The 15,459-nt window shown below is 66.3% G+C and carries 13 protein-coding genes; 2 read left to right on the forward strand and 11 right to left on the reverse strand.

Features of this window, described 5'->3' with window-relative positions:
• The first annotated feature begins 2 nt into the window (after nucleotides 1-2).
• Nucleotides 3-587, forward strand: a complete 585-nt coding sequence (locus tag KQH53_13485) for a histidine phosphatase family protein (GenBank protein MCB2227685.1) — start codon at nucleotides 3-5, stop codon at nucleotides 585-587.
• On the forward strand, nucleotides 587-1,945 hold the full coding sequence (locus KQH53_13490) for an OprD family porin (protein ID MCB2227686.1): 1,359 nt from the start codon (nucleotides 587-589) through the stop codon (nucleotides 1,943-1,945). The genes KQH53_13485 and KQH53_13490 overlap by 1 nt, the downstream gene beginning before the upstream one ends.
• 9 nt (nucleotides 1,946-1,954) lie before the next feature.
• On the opposite strand, the gene KQH53_13495 is transcribed toward KQH53_13490, so the two are convergent.
• The 11 genes from KQH53_13495 to KQH53_13545 all read right to left on the reverse strand — a co-directional run bounded on the left by KQH53_13495 (nucleotide 1,955) and on the right by KQH53_13545 (nucleotide 15,268).
• A complete protein-coding gene (locus tag KQH53_13495) occupies nucleotides 1,955-3,094 on the reverse strand; it encodes an acyl-CoA dehydrogenase family protein (GenBank protein ID MCB2227687.1) in 1,140 nt (379 codons plus the stop codon).
• Nucleotides 3,095-3,136: 42 nt separating this feature from the next.
• On the reverse strand, nucleotides 3,137-4,033 hold the full coding sequence (locus KQH53_13500) for a hypothetical protein (protein MCB2227688.1): 897 nt from the start codon (nucleotides 4,031-4,033) through the stop codon (nucleotides 3,137-3,139).
• A 6-nt stretch (nucleotides 4,034-4,039) separates the two neighbouring features.
• Nucleotides 4,040-5,677, reverse strand: a complete 1,638-nt coding sequence (locus tag KQH53_13505; protein ID MCB2227689.1) for an AMP-binding protein — start codon at nucleotides 5,675-5,677, stop codon at nucleotides 4,040-4,042.
• Nucleotides 5,678-5,689: 12 nt separating this feature from the next.
• Nucleotides 5,690-6,436, reverse strand: a complete 747-nt coding sequence (locus KQH53_13510; protein ID MCB2227690.1) for an ATP-binding cassette domain-containing protein — start codon at nucleotides 6,434-6,436, stop codon at nucleotides 5,690-5,692.
• Between the two features lie 2 nt (nucleotides 6,437-6,438).
• The gene (locus KQH53_13515) at nucleotides 6,439-7,197 is read right to left on the reverse strand and encodes an ABC transporter ATP-binding protein (protein MCB2227691.1); all 759 of its coding nucleotides are present in this window, start codon (nucleotides 7,195-7,197) and stop codon (nucleotides 6,439-6,441) included.
• Nucleotides 7,194-8,198 (reverse strand): branched-chain amino acid ABC transporter permease, encoded by a 1,005-nt coding sequence (locus KQH53_13520; GenBank protein MCB2227692.1) that lies wholly within the window; start codon nucleotides 8,196-8,198, stop codon nucleotides 7,194-7,196. Before KQH53_13520 ends, KQH53_13515 begins: the two co-directional genes overlap by 4 nt.
• Nucleotides 8,198-9,070, reverse strand: a complete 873-nt coding sequence (locus KQH53_13525; GenBank protein ID MCB2227693.1) for a branched-chain amino acid ABC transporter permease — start codon at nucleotides 9,068-9,070, stop codon at nucleotides 8,198-8,200. Before KQH53_13525 ends, KQH53_13520 begins: the two co-directional genes overlap by 1 nt.
• Before the next feature lie 123 nt (nucleotides 9,071-9,193).
• Entirely contained in the window at nucleotides 9,194-10,465 is a 1,272-nt protein-coding gene (locus KQH53_13530; GenBank protein ID MCB2227694.1) for an ABC transporter substrate-binding protein, read from the reverse strand.
• A gap of 343 nt (nucleotides 10,466-10,808) precedes the next feature.
• Nucleotides 10,809-12,077 carry an ABC transporter substrate-binding protein gene (locus tag KQH53_13535; GenBank protein ID MCB2227695.1) on the reverse strand — a complete coding sequence of 423 codons (1,269 nt, stop codon included), beginning with the start codon at nucleotides 12,075-12,077 and terminating at the stop codon, nucleotides 10,809-10,811.
• A complete protein-coding gene (locus KQH53_13540) occupies nucleotides 12,055-13,434 on the reverse strand; it encodes a sigma-54 dependent transcriptional regulator (GenBank protein MCB2227696.1) in 1,380 nt (459 codons plus the stop codon). The genes KQH53_13535 and KQH53_13540 overlap by 23 nt, the downstream gene beginning before the upstream one ends.
• Nucleotides 13,427-15,268, reverse strand: a complete 1,842-nt coding sequence (locus KQH53_13545) for a HAMP domain-containing protein (GenBank protein MCB2227697.1) — start codon at nucleotides 15,266-15,268, stop codon at nucleotides 13,427-13,429. Before KQH53_13545 ends, KQH53_13540 begins: the two co-directional genes overlap by 8 nt.
• Nucleotides 15,269-15,459 lie beyond the last annotated feature (191 nt).

Raw genomic sequence — 15,459 nt, forward strand, 5'->3', positions numbered from 1 at the left:
ACATGATCTATCTGCTCAGGCATGGCGAAATAACCCAGAGCAAGCCGCGCCGCATGGTGGGACAGGCCGACCTGCCCCTGACCGAGCTGGGCCGCGCCCAGGCCGGGTGGTGGCGCGGCGAGCTGGCCGGGCACCAGTTCCGCGAGATCGTGTGCAGCGACCTGTCGCGTTGCGTGGGGACCGCCGAGATCGTGGCGAATGGGCGGCCGGTGCGCCAAGACCCGGCCTGGCGCGAGGTGTCCCTGGGCGAGTGGACCGGTCTGAGCCACGAGGAGATCGAGGCCCGCTTCCCGGGGGAATGGGAGCAGCGCGGGGCCAACCTGGCCCAGCACCGCACCCAGGGCGGCGAGAGCTTCGCCGAGGTGGCCGCCCGCGCCCTGCCCGCCCTGGAGGCCCTGGCCCAAGGCGAAGGCGACGTATTGGTGGTGAGCCACTCCGGGGTGATGCGCGCCCTGGTCTGCGCCGTGCTGGGCATACCCCTGGGCCGCCTGCTCAGCCTGGAGATCGGCTATGGCGGGCTGTGCCTCTTGGAGCGCCACCCCACCCGCTGGGTGCTGCACGGCCTCAACCTGCGGCCCGAGGTGTGATGGCCCCGTCCCGTCCCCGCTTTTGTTCGGTCATGGCCCTGGCTTGTCTTTTGGTCTGCCTGTCGGCGGGGCCGGGCGGCCGGGCGCGCGCCGCCACACCGGGCTACCTCACCGACGAGATCACCATCCCGGATTCGGTCTACCAGCGGCCCACCCCCCTGAGCAACCTTTTCGCCCCGGAGCGGGCAGAAGGCCTGCGCGTACAATTAGAGGAGAATTTGAAGGATCTGCCGCCCTTTTGGCGCGACAGCAAGCTGCACCTGAACCTGCGCTCCTTTGTGTTCTATACCCACAGCGACCCCGGCGGCCTGGGCCGGGACTGGGCCCTGGGGGGCCGGGCGGAGTACACCTCCGGGTGGCTGGCCCAGCGGCTGCAAGTGGGCCTGGGCCTGTACACCACCCAGCCCCTCTACGCTCCGCAAAACGACCTGCCCACCCTACTGCTCTCTCCAGACGGCGAAGGCATCACCGTGCTGGGCCTGGCCTACCTTCGCGTGCGGCTAATCGAAAAGACCGACCTGTACCTGTTCCGGCAAAGCTTTGACCTGCCTTTCCTGAACCGCCGCGACAGCAAGATGATCCCCAACACCTTCGAGGCCTACACCCTTCTCAGCCAGACCTGGCCGGTCTGCCATTTCATCTTGTCCCAGGTGACCCGCATAAAGCAGCGGGACGCCGCCAGCTTCGTGAGCATGTCTCAGGCCGCCGGCGCGGCGGGCAGCGACGAGGGGCTGTCCCTGGGCGGGCTGGTTCTATCCCCCCTGCCGGGGTTCAAGGTGGGGTTCGTGAACCAGTATTCCTGGGAGGTGACCAACACCCTCTACGCCGAGGCGGACTATGAGAACCGTCTGGGTCCGCTGGAGTACAAGCTGTCGCTGCAATACACCGACCAGCGCAGCGTGGGCGAGCAACTGGTGGGCCCCTTCACCAGCAACGCCTGGGGAGTGCAGCTCCATGCCGGCCTGGCCGGAGCGGTGCTGTCGGTGGCCTACACCGAGGTGGACCCGGAGGCCGGGCTGATCCATCCCTACGGCGGCTACCCCGGCTTCACCTCGCTGATCGTGCAGAGTTTCAACCAGGCCGGTGAAAGGGCCTGGGTGGCCGGGCTGTCCTACGACCTGGCCCGGCTGGGCCTAAAAGGCTGGAGCGCCTTTGCCAACTATGCTCAGGGCAGCACCCCCAGTTCCGAACCCGACGAGCGCGAAGCGGACCTCACCGTGGACTACCGCCCACTGGAAGGTCCGCTCCAGGGCTTTTGGCTGCGCTTGCGCGGGGCCCATGTGGAGCAAAGCGGCCCCGGCGCAAGCGACACCCAGCAGTACCAGCTAATCTTGAACTACGACCTTAACCTGCCCTAAGGCGGCGGCCTAAACCAAGCGGCGGGCGATGGTGATCTTCTCCGCCTCCTTGGCTCCCTCGTAAATCTCCAGAATCTTGGCGTGGCGATAGAAACGCTGGATATCGTACTCATCGATGTAGCCGTAGCCACCGTGCATCTGCAAGGCCTTGTCCGCCACCCACACCGCGGTCTCGCCGGCGTAGTACTTGGCCATGGCGTTGAGCTTGGGATCCAGCTTACCCTGGTCGATGAGCCAGGCCGCCTTGTAGCAGGCCAGGCGGGCCAGCTCGATGCGGGTGGCCATCTCGGCCAGCTGAAACTGGAGGCCCTGGTTCACGATGAGCGGCTTGCCGAAGGCGATGCGCTCCTGGGTGTACTTGAGGGCCAAGTCCAACGCGCCCTGGGCCAGGCCCACGCCTTCGGCGGCCACGGCGGTGCGGGTCACGTCGAAGAAGTGCATGAGCTGGTGGAAGCCGTGTCCGGCCTCGCCCACCAGGTTGGCCACCGGCACCCGCACCTGCTCGAAGCTCACCTCGGCGGTGTCGCTGGCCCGGATGCCCATCTTGCCGTGGATCTTGTTGGCGCTCACCCCCTCCCGGTCGGCCTCCACGATGATAGTGCTGTGGCGGGCGTAACGGCCGGCCTCCTCGGGCTCGGTGATGGCGAAGACCAGGTAGTAGTCGCAGATGGTGCCGTTGGTGATGAACATCTTGTTGCCGGTGATCACGAACTCGTCGCCTTCGCGCACCGCCTTGGTGCGGGCGGCGGCCACGTCGGTGCCCGCGTCCGGTTCGCTGAAGGCCCCGGCGGCCACCATTTCGCCGGTGACCAGGGGCGGCAGGAACTTCTGCTTCTGCTCCTCGCTGCCGTAGAAGTGGATCAGCTGGGAGCCGAAGGAGCGGGCCTCGACGCACTGGCCCACGCCCAGGTCCACCCGGCACAGCTCCTCGGTGATCAGGGCCTGCTCCAAAAAGCCGTAGCCCGCGCCGCCGTATTCTTCGGGGATGGTGGGGCCCACCAGGCCCACCTCGGCCGCCTTGAGGCACACCTCGGTGGGGTATTTCTCTTCGCGGTCGTACTCGGCGGCGATGGGCGCTATCTCTTGGCGGGCAAAGCGCCGCGCGGTTTCCTGGATCAGGCGTTGTTCCTCGCTAAGCTCGAAATCCATGTCAGCCTCTCTTTTGACAAGGGCCATGCGGCCGATAACAGATCATCGTTTTGCCGGACCGCGGCCATAGTAGGCGGCCAGGGCCGCCCAGGGCGTGTCCGGATAGCGCCGCTCAACGTCGGCGTAGGCAATCCGCGCCTTTTCGCCGCCCAGGGTCAGGTGCTCCACCCGGGCCTGCAAGTAGGCGCGCTGGGCTTCCTCCAGCCCGGGCAGGGTGGCCACCGCCAGGCTGATCAACCCCCGCTCCCAAGAGGCGGGCAGCCAGCCCCAGGCCCGCCATAGCCAGCGCCGGGGCGCGGGCCATCCGGCCAGGGGCCGGTTGCACAGGGCCAGGCGGGGCGGACGGCAGAACCAATCCCGGTCCACTTCTTTCAAGCGTGGCTGGTAGCGCCCCGCGCAGATGTTCTGCGGCGAGGCCGGCTCTCCGCCCGGCCCTTGGAAGGTGACGCCGTAATAGACGTCCACCACCATGGCTCCGCCGCGTAGGCCGGGCCAACCCGGGGTAGGCCCCGCTCCGGGGGCCAGCAGGGCCACGCTGTGCGGGCTTTTGCCTTGGGCGTCTTGCAGAAAAGCCAGGCAGCCGCGCACCCCCCAGGGCTCGACCAGGCGCAGGTAGATGTCGCACTGCTGGTCGCACCAGCCCTTGCCGTTGAGCAGAACCCTGACCGGGCCCAGGTCTTGCTCCCGGCCCACCGGGCGCACCAGGGCGTGCACGTAATCGCGCAACGCGGCCAGGGCCTGGTCATGCCCCGCGCCCGCGGGCAGGCGGCTCTCCACCGCCCGCAGGGCCGCATGATACACCAGGCCGGCCTGATGGCTGAGTAAAAAGCGGGCGGCCAGGCCGGACCACACCACCAGGACGGCCATGGCCAAAACCAGGGCCAGGCCCCGGATGGCCCAGGGTCCGGGCCGCCTCGCTTGGGCGGGCCCGGCCCTCATGGCCGCCTAACCCTCGCGGCGGCTCTTTTCCTCGCCGCGCACCTCGCGCCGCAGGAGCTTGCCCACCTTGGATTTGGGCAGCATGTCGCGGAACTCGATGTACTGGGGAATCTTGTACCCCGCCAGGCGGCCGCGGCAGAAGGAGATGAGATCATAGCCGGTGATCCCCTTGATGTCCTTCTTGAGCACCACGAAGGCCTTGATGCGCTCGCCCACCTTCTCGTCCGGGATGCCCACCACGCAGGAGGCCACCACCGCTTGGTGGTCCTGGAGCACGCACTCCACCTCGGAGGCGCTGACCCGGTAGCCCTTGTGCTTGATGGTGTCCACGGTGCGGTCCACGAAGTAGAGGTAGCCCCCCTCGTCGCGGCGCACCACGTCGGCGGTGCGGTAATAGGTCTTGCCCTCGATCTGCACAAAGGCTTCGGCCGTCTCTTCGGGCTTGTTCCAATAGGCGTCCACCATGGGGTCGGAGTGGACCAAGAGCTCGCCGGCCTCGCCGTCGGGCACCTGGCTCATGTCCAGCGGGTCCACGATGCGAACATCCTTGGAAGGCAGGATCAGGCCCATGGAACCGGCCGGGTTCTCGCGGTCGGCCGGGCTCATGCACACGCCGCCCACCGTCTCGCTGGCCCCGTAGCCGATGTAGATGGGCCAGCCGAAGTGCTCTTTCCAGCGGGAGGCCACGTCCTGGGGCAAAACGTCGCCTCCGCAGAAACAGTACTTCAGCGAAGAGAGATCGTAAAGCTCCAGGCGGTCGTGCTCCAGGATCATGCGGTACAGAGCGGGCACGCCCACGAAGGTGGTGGCCTTGTGGCGGGTCACCGCGTCCATCATGGCGTCCAGGTTCACCTTGGGTTGCAGGACCATGGAGCCGCCGTGCACCAGGATGGTGCCCAGACCGGTGGTCTGACCCAGGATGTGGAACAGGGGCGCCGCACCCATGACCATGTTCTCGCGCACCTTGAACAGGGCCGCGCTGGTGGATATCTGCTCGTGGGCGCAGTTGAGCAACAGCCTATGAGTGATTGGCACGCCCTTGGGGTGCTTGGTGGTGCCGCCGGTGTAGATGATCTCGGCGATGTCGTCCGGGTCGCGTTCCACCGGGGGGGCCGGGCTGGAGCCCTTGATCAGGTCCACCAGCCAGGTGGTGTGGGCCTCCTTGCTGGCCCGCCCCTTGGGCACCTTGTCGAAGGCCCAGCCGAAGAAGCGCTTGAACCCGGGCAACACATCTGCCATGCCGGAGACCACCACCGCCTGGAAGGGATGCTCCTTCATCACCCGCTTGACGTAGCCGTAGTTACGGTCGGTGCACACGATGGCCTTGGCCCCGGTGTCGCCCGCGATGTAGGCCACGTCGTAGGGGGTGTAGATGGGGGTGATGGGCACGGCCACCGCGCCCGCCTTCTGGATGCCCAGCCAGGCCACCAGCCACTGCACGCAGTTGGGCAGATAGAGCATCACCTTGTCGCCCGGGGCGATGCCCTTTTTTATCAGCCCTCCCGCGAAGCGGTCGGCCATGTCCTTGAGGCGCTCGTAGGTGAACGGGGTGCCCAGATACCAGGCGGCCGGCTTGTCGGGCTCCAGGGCCACCACCCGGTCAAAGGTCTGGGGAATCGTGCTCAGCTCCACCGGAGGCTTCATAGCTTGTATCCTCTACACGCCGAAGTAGGCGCTCTTGATCTCGGGGTTGTCCATCAGCTCGGGCCCGGGCCCGGTCAGGGTGAGCATGCCGTTCTCAATGACGTAGGCGAAGTCCAGCCAGGGCAACAGGGGCCGGGCGAACTGCTCGGCGATCACCAAAGTGACCCCGGTCTGGCGGCGCACGTCCTTGATGGCCTCCACCACCTGGGTCTGCATGGCCGGGCTGAGGCCCAACAGCGGCTCATCCAACAAGAGCAGCTTGGGGCCGACCATCATGGCCATGCCGATGGCCAGCATCTGCTGCTCGCCTCCGGAGAGGAAGCCGGCCTTGCGGCTGCGGTGGCGGGCCAGGTTGGGGAACAGGTCGAAGCTCAGTTCGATGCCCTTTTTCACCTCGGCCCGGTTGCGCAGATAACCCGCTATCTTCAGGTTCTCCACCACGCTGGAGTCCGGGAACACCGGATGGCGCTCGCGGCAGAGCACGATGCCCTGCTGAGCCCGGCGAAAGGCGGGCAGCTTGCTGATGTCCTCGCCCATGAAGTGCACCGTGCCCATCACCGTGATGCGCTCGCCGCCCTTGCGCTGCTCCTTGATGAGCATGTCCCAGATCAGGCCGCTGAGGGTGTTCATCAGGGTGGTCTTGCCGGCGCTGTTGGAGCCGATAACCCCCACGATCTGGCCCTCGCGGACCTCCATGGACAGGTCGTTGACCGCGATGGCGTTTTCGTAGAAGACGATGAGGTCCTTGACCGTTAGCACGATTATTCCTCCGCCTCGCTGCCCAGGTAGGCGCCGCGCACCTGGGGGTCTTCCATAACCTCGGCGGGAACGCCCTCGGCGATCTTCTGCCCGAAGTTCAACACGATCACCCGGTCGGCGATGCGGAACAGCTCCTTGAGGCGGTGCTCGATCATCACCAGGGTCTTGCCTTGGGCCACCAGCTTTTCGATCACCGGCACCATGGAGGCCACCTCGGCCAGGGACAGGCCGGAGAACAGCTCGTCCAGGACGATGATCTCCGGCTGCAAGGCCATGCACTTGGCCAGCTCCAGCCGCTTGAGGTAGCCGTGGGGCAGGCTCGCCGCCTGGTGGGTGATCACCCAGGAGTCGCGCTCGAAGCCCACCTCTTCCAAAAGGTCCTTGGCCATGGCGTCGCGGTCGCCGTAGCGCCCGCCGGAAAGCCGCCGGAGGCGCGGAGAGAGTAGGGCCACGTTGAGGTTCTTGAAGGCCGGCAGTTGGTAGAAGGGCTTGACCATCTGGAAGGACCGGGCGATCCCCAGGTCGGCCACCTTGTAAGGCGGCAGCTTGGTGATGTCCTTGCCCTCGAAAACCACCTTGCCCCGGCTGGGCTTCACGAACCCGGTGATGAGGTTGGCCAGGGTGGTTTTGCCGGAGCCGTTGGGGCCGATGACCCCCAGCACCTCGTTGCGCTTCAGGGAGAAGCTCACCCCGTCCACCGCCTTGACCCCGCCGAAGTTCTTGGAGAGGTCGTTTACTTGCAGGATGGTTTCCGCGCTCATCGTTCCACCTTCACCCAACGCTCGAACTGGTTGTACTTGCGCGACAGGTAGTGGAAGACGCCCTCCGGCAGGCCCACCGTGCACACCACCAATATCACCGCGTAGATGACCACCCGGAGGCCGCCCAGCCCGCGCAGAAGCTCGGACAGCGGCACCAGGATGAAGCTGCCCAGCATGGGCCCGGCCAGGGTGCCCGCCCCGCCCACCGCCACCGAGGCGATGGGGATGATGGAGTAGTCCAGGGCGAACACCGGCATGCCCACGAACTGGTAGGCGTGGGTCATGAAGGCCCCGGCGAAGGCTCCCACCGACGAGGCCATGAACAGGGCCTGGGCCTTGTAGTAGTAGATGTTCATGCCCGCGCTCATCACCGCCCGGTCGTTGTCGTTGATGCCCTTCAGGAGCAGGCCGTAGTCGGTGCTCATCATGCGCCGGAAGCCGAACAGGGCCGTCCAAACCACCACCGCGGCCACCACGAACTCGATGTGCACGCTGCCCAGGGTCTTGATGCCGCTGATGCCCTCGGTGCCCCCGAAGATCTTGGTGGCCTCGACGATGCGCTCGATCATCAGAGGCAGGATCATGGTGACCATGGCGAAATAGATGCCCCGGAGCCGAAGCACCGGCAAGAGCACCAGGGTGGAGACCAGCCCGCCGCCGATAGTGGCGATGGGTATGGTCAGCCAGGGGGAAATCCCTAAATAATAGTTCAGAGTGCCGGCGATGTAGGCCCCGATCCCGAAGAACAGGGACTGGCCCAGGGAGACCATGCCCGCCGAGGCCAGGATGTCCCAGCTCATGGCCAACAGGGCGAACATGCAGGTGGTCACCAGCACCCGCTCCCAGTAAACGCTGGCCACCAGTACCAGGATGAACAGCGCCAACACCGGAAACACCCTGGGGGCGGCCAGGTAGGCCATCTCCCGCCAGGAGGTCAGCGCGAAAACGTCGTCGGAGCGTACCTTGATGCCCCGGTCTATTCTCTCCCTACGCTGTGCCATCAGATGCGCTCCTCAAGCTGCTTCTGGTGACCGAAGAGCCCGGAGGGCTTGATCACCAGGATCGCCAGGATGGCCACCAGGCTTACGATCATCATCCAGGAGGTCTCCAGGTAGGTGGCGGTTAGGATCTGGGCGAAGCCGATCAGGAAGCTGGCCACGATGATGCCCACCGTGGAGCCCAGGCCGCCCACGATGCACACGGCCAGGGCGTTGACCAGCACGTTGTAGCCCTCGTTGACCGCGATGGTGCCCAGGGGCAGGATGACCAGGGCGGCCAGGGCGGCGTAGCCCGCGCCGAAGGCCACCGACCAGGCGGCCACCTTGTCGGCGTTGATGCCCAGGGTGAGCGAGGTGCGCTCGTCCTGGGCGATGCCCCGGAAGGCCAGCCCGGTCTTGGTGTAGTGGGTGAAGAACCACAGGAAGGCGGCCAGGACGATGCCCGCGCCCACGATGCACAATCGCTGGGCGTCCACGTAGGTGTCGCCGATCATCACCGAGGCGTCGATCAGCGGCGGCAGGGTGTACTCGAAGCCGATGAAGCCCAGGTAGCGGAACAGCTCCAGGATGGCCAGGCCCACGCCGAAGGTGGCGATGACCTCGCTGACCACCAGGCCGCGCACCCGGAGGAGGATGAACCAGTAGATCATGGCCGCCACCCCAGCGGTGATGGCCACCGCTCCCGGCGCGGCCAGCCAGAAGGGCAGGCCCAGGGAGTGCAGCCCCAGCCAGGTCAGATACCCGGCCATGACGTATAGCGCGCCGTATGCGAAGTTGGCCACTCCGCTGATGCCAAAGGTGACCGAGAATCCCAGGGCCACCAGCATCAAGATGACGCTGTTGATAAAGCCGTAAATCAGGGTGCCTTGCAGCATGGGAAGTCCGTACCTCGCCGGCGCGGGCGCGTGGGGCCCGGCCCAACTGGGGTTCTCGGGGAGCCGGGGGAGGGAGCGGGAACTGGTGCTCCCTCTCCCCGGCGTCGGTTACCGGTTAGAGCGTTACTTGGCCGACTTCATGCCCTTGGGCAGCATGATCTTGCCTTCGGCGATGGCCGGGGGATAGACGATGACCCGCTTGCCGTCGTCGGTCCACTGGAAGAAGCAGCCCAGGGCCTCCTTGGTCGGGTCCTTGCCGTAGATCACCTGGTTGCCCTTGGTGAACTTGATACGGCCCATCACGCCCTCGGCGTCGGTGGCCCGAAGGGCCGCCACGATGGCGTCCGGGTCCAGGCTGCCCGCCTTCTCGATGGCCGCCTTGAGCAGGTACACCGAGGCGTAGGCCGGGGCCGGGCCGTGGCCGGCCTCGATGGGCTTGCCGTACTTGGCCAGGTAAGCGTCGTAGAACTTCTTGGACGGGGGATACTTGGCGCTGGGGATGCTGCCCAGCTCGAACACCGAGTTAACCACGCCGCCGATCTTGCCGTCAAAGGTCTTCCAGGCGGTGGGGCCGGTGATGGGGCTGATGAAGCCGGCCATGACCGCCGGAATCCTCATTGCCTTCCACTGCTTGATCAGGATGCCGCTCTGGGGCATGTCGAACACCGGCATGATCACCTGGGCGCCCTTCATCTTGGCCTTCATCAAGGCCGGGGCGAAGTCGCTGGCGCCGGTGGGGAAGGTCTCGTGACCGACCACGTCCCACTTCAGCTTGCCCTTGAAGATCTTGGTCATGATGCCCGCGGTGGCCCGCGCCCAGGCAACGTCCTGGTTCATGATGAAGACCTTCTTGAAGCCGAATTCCTTGTTCATGAAGCCCATGACGCCGGCGATGTAGCCGACGAAATACTTGGCGTCCAGGCTGACGCGGAACACGTACTTATACTTGGGGTTCTTGGCCACCATGGCCTCGGTCTTGGGGCTCATGGCGATGGTGCCCAGCAGGGGCACCTTGTGCTTGGAGAGCATGTCCATGGCCGCCAGCAGGGCCTCGGAGCGGAAGGGGCCCACCACCAGCGCGTTGGGCTTCTTTTCCAGGATCAGCTTTTCGATGCCCAACAGAGCCTCGGGCACGGGCACGCCGGGCGCCGCGTCGCGGATGTCGATGGACTCGATGGCAAAGGGCAGCATCTTGCCGCCGACCTTCACGCCGCCGGCCTTGTTGATCTCTTCAACCGCCATCTTCACCGAGTTGTTGGCTTCCTTGCCTTCCAGGAAGTTCAAGGAAGTGGTCACCCCAAGGACGACTTTGTCAGCCGCCAGGGCGCCGGTCGGAGCCAGCAATAGCCCGGCCATCAGCATGGTAATGGCCAAAATGCAGGTCAATTTCCTCATCTAAAGTCCCTCCCTTTAGTTGTGAGGTTAAAAAACTCTAAAGACCTGTTGTCCGCGTTTTGGACGCCCGTACCATGCTGTGGTCGTAAAAATGCCCGGGGCGTTGTTCCAATATCATGCAATTAGCGGTCCACCCCGCTGAATGCTATTCAACTCTCTGTATTTAAAGGCTTTTCTACAAAACGGCCCAAAGAGGCCTTTTGTAACCTATGGTTACACCTAGGCTGGAGCGGCCAGGTGGCCCGCCGACGGCGTAGCTACTTAGTGGCTAAACAGGGCGGTTTCCGGGGTATGTGAAGCTATGTAACGGTAAAAGCGGCTTGTGGGAAGTTTGGTAACACCATCAGGGGCCGGGCACGAAAGCGGGCAGCTCCACGTCGCCCTCGGCGATGGCCGGGGGGAACACGATTCGCCGCTTGCCCGAAGGGGTCCATTGGATCACCGCGGCCAGGGCCTCGCGGGCGGGGTCGTCGCCGAAGATGGCCTGGTGGCCGTGGGTGAAGGTGATGCGGCCCATGCACCCCTGGCGGTCGGTGGCCTCCAGGGCCTTGACCATGGCCTCGGGCTCCAGGCCTCCGGCCCGCTCGATGGCCTGGGCCAGGATGTACACCGCCTCGTAGGAGGGGGCCGGGCCGTGGCCCGACTGCACCGGGCGGCCGTAGTGTTTGGCAAATGCCCGGTAAAAGCGCGCCGCAGCCTCGTAACGGGTGGAGGGCACGTTGCCCAGCTCGAAGATCACGTTGAGGCTGCCCGCGATCTGGCCGGAAAAGGCCTGCCAGGCGCTGGGCCCCACGATGGGCGAGATGAAGCCGCAGAGCAGGGCCGGCACCCGCAGGTGGCGCCACTGATAGGCCAGGCGGCCGCTGGAGGGCGAGTCGAAGATGCACAGCAGGGCCTGGGCTCCCCGGGCGCGGGCCTCTTCCAGGGCCCCGCTGAAGTCGCTGGCCGTGCTGGGGTAGGTGCGCTGGCCCAGGACCTCCCAGCCCGCCCGCCGAAAGTACAGGCGCAGCATCATGGAGGCGGTGGTGCGGGCCCAGGCCACGTCCTGGTTGAGGATGTACACCCTTTTAAAACCGAAGCGCTGCTTCAAAAAGCGCATGTTGCTGATGAGATAGTCCACCAAATAGCGGGCGTTGAGCCCCACCCGGAACACAAAGCGGTTGGCCGGCTCCCTGAGCACCAGGGCCTCGGACACCGGGGTCATGGCGATGCTGCCCAGCAGAGGAAGGCGTCTCTCGGCGATGAGCCCCATGCTCTCCAGGAGCACCTCGGAGCGGAAGGGCCCCACCACCAGGGCGTGCAGGTGGTGCGTGTCCAAAAAGCGGCGGAAGGCGCCCACCGCGCTTTCCACCGCCACGCCGGTGTCCGCGCCTTTCAGGTCCGCGGACACCACCCTGAGCGGCAGGCGGTCCGCTCCCACCCGCACCCCGCCCGCGGCGTTTATCTCGGCCACGGCCAGACGCACGGCCATGAGGCTCTCGCGGCCCTCCAGCATGGATAGGCTGGTGGGCACCCCGATGACCACCTCACGGGGCGCGGCCCCGGCCGGCCCGGCCAGCGCGGCCAGGACCAGCAGCAGGCCCAGCAGTCTAGTCGCCGTCTTCCAGGCCATAGCGCTCGATCTTCTCGTAAAGCCCCTTGCGCGAGATGCCCAGGCGCTTGGCCGCCTGGCTCTTGTTGCCTCCGCACTTGGCCATGGTTTTGGCGATCAACTCCCGCTCCACCTCCTTGATGGTCACCCCCTCCTCGGGCAGGCCGGTGATCACCCCGGCTCCGGGCGCGGCCGGGGCTCCCCCGGTCAGCTCGTCGAAGTCCTCGGCTTGCAGGCGCTGGTTTTTGCTCAGGATCACCGCCCGGGCCATGACGTTTTCCAGCTGGCGCACGTTGCCCGGCCAGGGATGCTCCAGGAGCACCCGCATGGCCCCGGGGCTGACCCCCACCACCGCCTTGGAGTAGCGCCCGGCCATGCGCCGCCGGAAGTGCTCCACCAAAAGAGGGATATCCTCGCTGCGCTCGCGCAGAGGCGGCAGGTTAAGGGCGATCACCTCGATGCGGTAGAGCAGGTCCTCCAAAAACTTGCCCGCCTTGATGTGGCGGCCCAAGTCCAGGTTGGTAGCGGCCAGCAGACGCACCTCCACCCGGCGCGGGGTGTTGCCCCCCACCGGCTCGAAGGTGCGCTCCTGCAAGAAGCGCAAGAGCTTGGCTTGCAGGCCCAGGCTCATGTGGCCGATCTCGTCCAGGAACAGGCTGCCCCCGTGGGCCAGCTCCAGACGGCCCTTCTTGTCGCTGTTGGCCCCGGTGAAGGCCCCCTTCACGTAGCCGAAGAGCTCGGCCTCCAGGAGGGTCTCGGTCAGGGCCGCGCAGTTGATGCACACCAGGGGCCCGGCCGCGCGGGGGCTCTCGGCGTGCAGGGCGCGGGCCAAGAGCTCCTTGCCCGTGCCGGTCTCGCCGTGGATCAGCACCGAGGCGTCGGTGGGGCCCACGGTGCGCACCAGGTCGAAGATGCGCTGCATGGAAGGGCTTTCGCCGATGATGCCGTGGAAGGAGCCCTCGGGGCTCACCCGGGAGCGCAGGTCGGCCAGCTCGCGGGACATGCGGCGCTGGCGGATGGCCTTGTCCAGGACGATGGAGAGCTCTTCGTAGTCCAGGGGCTTGAAAAGATAGTCGGACACGCCTTCCTTGAGCGCCTGCACCGCCGAGGTGGCCGTGGCGTGGGCGGTCATGATCACCAGGGGCGGGCAGTCGCCCAGGGCGTTCATGGACCGGTAGAGCTCCAGGCCGTTCATGCCCGGCATCTTCAAATCGGCCAGCACCACGGCCAGGTCCGGGTGCTCCTTGAACAGCTCCAGGGCCTCGTCGCCGCTGGTGGCGGCGAGCACCTCATAGCCCTCGTCGGCCAGGATGGCCATGAGCACCTTGAGGGCGTTGATGCGGTCATCCACCACCAGGATCTTCTTGGACTCAGGCATGGGCCGCCTCCTCTTCCGGAGGCGCGGGGCGGAAGGGCAGCTTGATGCTGATGGTGGTGCCCTTGCCCACCGCGCTGAGCACCTCCATGGCCCCGCCGTGGCTCTGCACGATGCCCAGGCTCAGGGTGAGCCCCAGGCCGGTGCCCGCGTCCTTGGTGGTGAAGAAGGGGTCGAAGATGCTGGCCTGCTGCTGGGGCGCGATGCCCACGCCGTTGTCCTCCACGCTCAGGCGCACCCAGCCTTCCCGGCCGGGGGCGGGCAACTGGCAGGCGGTGGTGAAGGTCACGTAGCCTCCCCGGGGTAGCGCGTCCATGGCGTTGATCATGAGGTTCACCAGCACCTGCTCCATCTGGTGGGGGTCCAGCATCTGGCGGGGAAGGGCCTCGTCCAACAGGCTGTGCAGCCGGATGCCCCGCTTTTCGGCCTCGGGCCCGAATAAAGTCTGCACCGAAGCGCACAGGCTGTTCAAGTCCGTGGGGGCCAGGTGGGGCGGGGCCTGGCGGGCGAAGTAGAGGAACTCGGTCACAAAGCGGCCCAGCCGCTCGATCTCCTCGCTGATGATCTTGCCATATTCGCTTATCAGGGGATCGTCGGGGCGGCGGCGCTGGAGGTGCACCATGGCCCCGGCCATGGCGCTCAGGGGGTTTCTAATCTCGTGGGCCACGCCGGCCGAGAGCCGCCCCAGGCTCACCAGCTTCTCATTGCGTACCAGCTCGTCGCGGGTGCGCTCCAGGTTGCGGCTCATGCGGTTGAAGGCCCTGGTCAGCTCGCCCAGCTCGTCGCGGGAGGTGACCGGCAGCTCCTGGGCCTGGCCGCCCTCGGCCAGGCGCTCGGTGGCCGCGGCCAGGCTGCGCACCGGCTTGAGCAGGTTGTAGGAGAGTATGCTCACCCCGGCCACGGCCAGAATGAGCACGATCACCACCACCTGCAACACCCGGGTGCGGATGGCGTCGGCCTCCTGGCGGAACTCCTTCACCGGGATGGTGGCGGCCACCGACCACTTCAGCTCGGGCACCGGGGCGTAGGCCGCCACCTTGTCCTCGTTCTCGAAGTGGTAGCTCTGCCAGCCGGTGCCGCCCTTGGTCATATCCTCGAGCATGTCGCGCAGGCTGGCCGGGCCGCTCTCCGGCCCCAGGCTGTAGGGCGCTTGCTGCGGGTGCACCAGGTTGCGCCCCTCGCTGTCCACCAAAAAGGCGTAGCCCTTGTGCCCCACGTGGATGGCCCGCACGATGGCGGTGATGCGCTCGAAGTCCAGGTCGATCACCACCACCCCGGTGAAGCGCTCCCAGGGGTTTGCCGTGGCCTTGGCGCAGCGCAGGAGATAGCCGCCCCGCGCCTTGGATTCGGTGAGCGGCGAAAAATAGATGTTCCCGGCCGGGTGCTGTTTAATCGCCGCGAAGAAGGGCTGCCCGGCCACGGAGGCCAGCTCCCCTCCCCCGCCCCGGCGCACCTTGATCAGCTCCCGGCCGCTGCCGTCGATGTAGCGCAGCTGCCAGTACGACGGGGTGCGGGCCAGGAAGTCCTTGAACAGGCGCACGATGTTGTCGTGGTTGAACTCGGCCTCGGCCCGGAGGCGAAAAGACCGGGCCAGGTTGTACTGTTCGATGAGGGGCAGGCCGGTGATGGTGGTCAGGTCGATGCGGGTGTTGTGCAGCACGTCGTCGATCTTTTTGGCCGCCGACTCCACCTGCACCATCTGCTCCTGGCGCACCAGGCGGTTCACCCGGTCCACCGAGGCCTGGATGGCGAAGTAGCCCACCAGGGCGATGGGCAGGCACACCAAGGGCAGGATGAAAACCAGCAGCTTGAAAAAGATGGAAGACTTTAGCTTCATCAAAGGCCTCGCCTGGGTTGCGAGGCCCACCATAGCAGATTTGACCGCGCCAGGTTAATGGCCCTTCTCATGGCGGCATCTCCCCGAGCCACCGCCGCTGCTCCACTCCTTCACCCCGCATCACCTCCGGCACAGCCAGGGAGTGGCAGACAAGGCGGTCGGCCGGCGAGGGCCGGAGGCGTAGGCTGACC

The sequence above is a fragment of the Desulfarculaceae bacterium genome (genome assembly GCA_020444545.1).
Classification (GTDB): domain Bacteria; phylum Desulfobacterota; class Desulfarculia; order Desulfarculales; family Desulfarculaceae; genus Desulfoferula.

Excerpts from the sequence above, each read along its gene's own strand:
- KQH53_13485 (MCB2227685.1), top strand. The coding sequence starts at position 3 with ATGATCTATCTGCTCAGGCATGGCGAAATAACCCAGAGCAAGCCGCGC.
- KQH53_13490 (MCB2227686.1), top strand. The coding sequence starts at position 587 with ATGGCCCCGTCCCGTCCCCGCTTTTGTTCGGTCATGGCCCTGGCTTGT.
- KQH53_13495 (MCB2227687.1), bottom strand. The coding sequence starts at position 3,094 with ATGGATTTCGAGCTTAGCGAGGAACAACGCCTGATCCAGGAAACCGCG.
- KQH53_13500 (MCB2227688.1), bottom strand. The coding sequence starts at position 4,033 with ATGAGGGCCGGGCCCGCCCAAGCGAGGCGGCCCGGACCCTGGGCCATC.
- KQH53_13505 (MCB2227689.1), bottom strand. The coding sequence starts at position 5,677 with ATGAAGCCTCCGGTGGAGCTGAGCACGATTCCCCAGACCTTTGACCGG.
- KQH53_13515 (MCB2227691.1), bottom strand. The coding sequence starts at position 7,197 with ATGAGCGCGGAAACCATCCTGCAAGTAAACGACCTCTCCAAGAACTTC.
- KQH53_13520 (MCB2227692.1), bottom strand. The coding sequence starts at position 8,198 with ATGGCACAGCGTAGGGAGAGAATAGACCGGGGCATCAAGGTACGCTCC.
- KQH53_13525 (MCB2227693.1), bottom strand. The coding sequence starts at position 9,070 with ATGCTGCAAGGCACCCTGATTTACGGCTTTATCAACAGCGTCATCTTG.
- KQH53_13530 (MCB2227694.1), bottom strand. The coding sequence starts at position 10,465 with ATGAGGAAATTGACCTGCATTTTGGCCATTACCATGCTGATGGCCGGG.
- KQH53_13535 (MCB2227695.1), bottom strand. The coding sequence starts at position 12,077 with ATGGCCTGGAAGACGGCGACTAGACTGCTGGGCCTGCTGCTGGTCCTG.
- KQH53_13540 (MCB2227696.1), bottom strand. The coding sequence starts at position 13,434 with ATGCCTGAGTCCAAGAAGATCCTGGTGGTGGATGACCGCATCAACGCC.
- KQH53_13545 (MCB2227697.1), bottom strand. The coding sequence starts at position 15,268 with ATGAAGCTAAAGTCTTCCATCTTTTTCAAGCTGCTGGTTTTCATCCTG.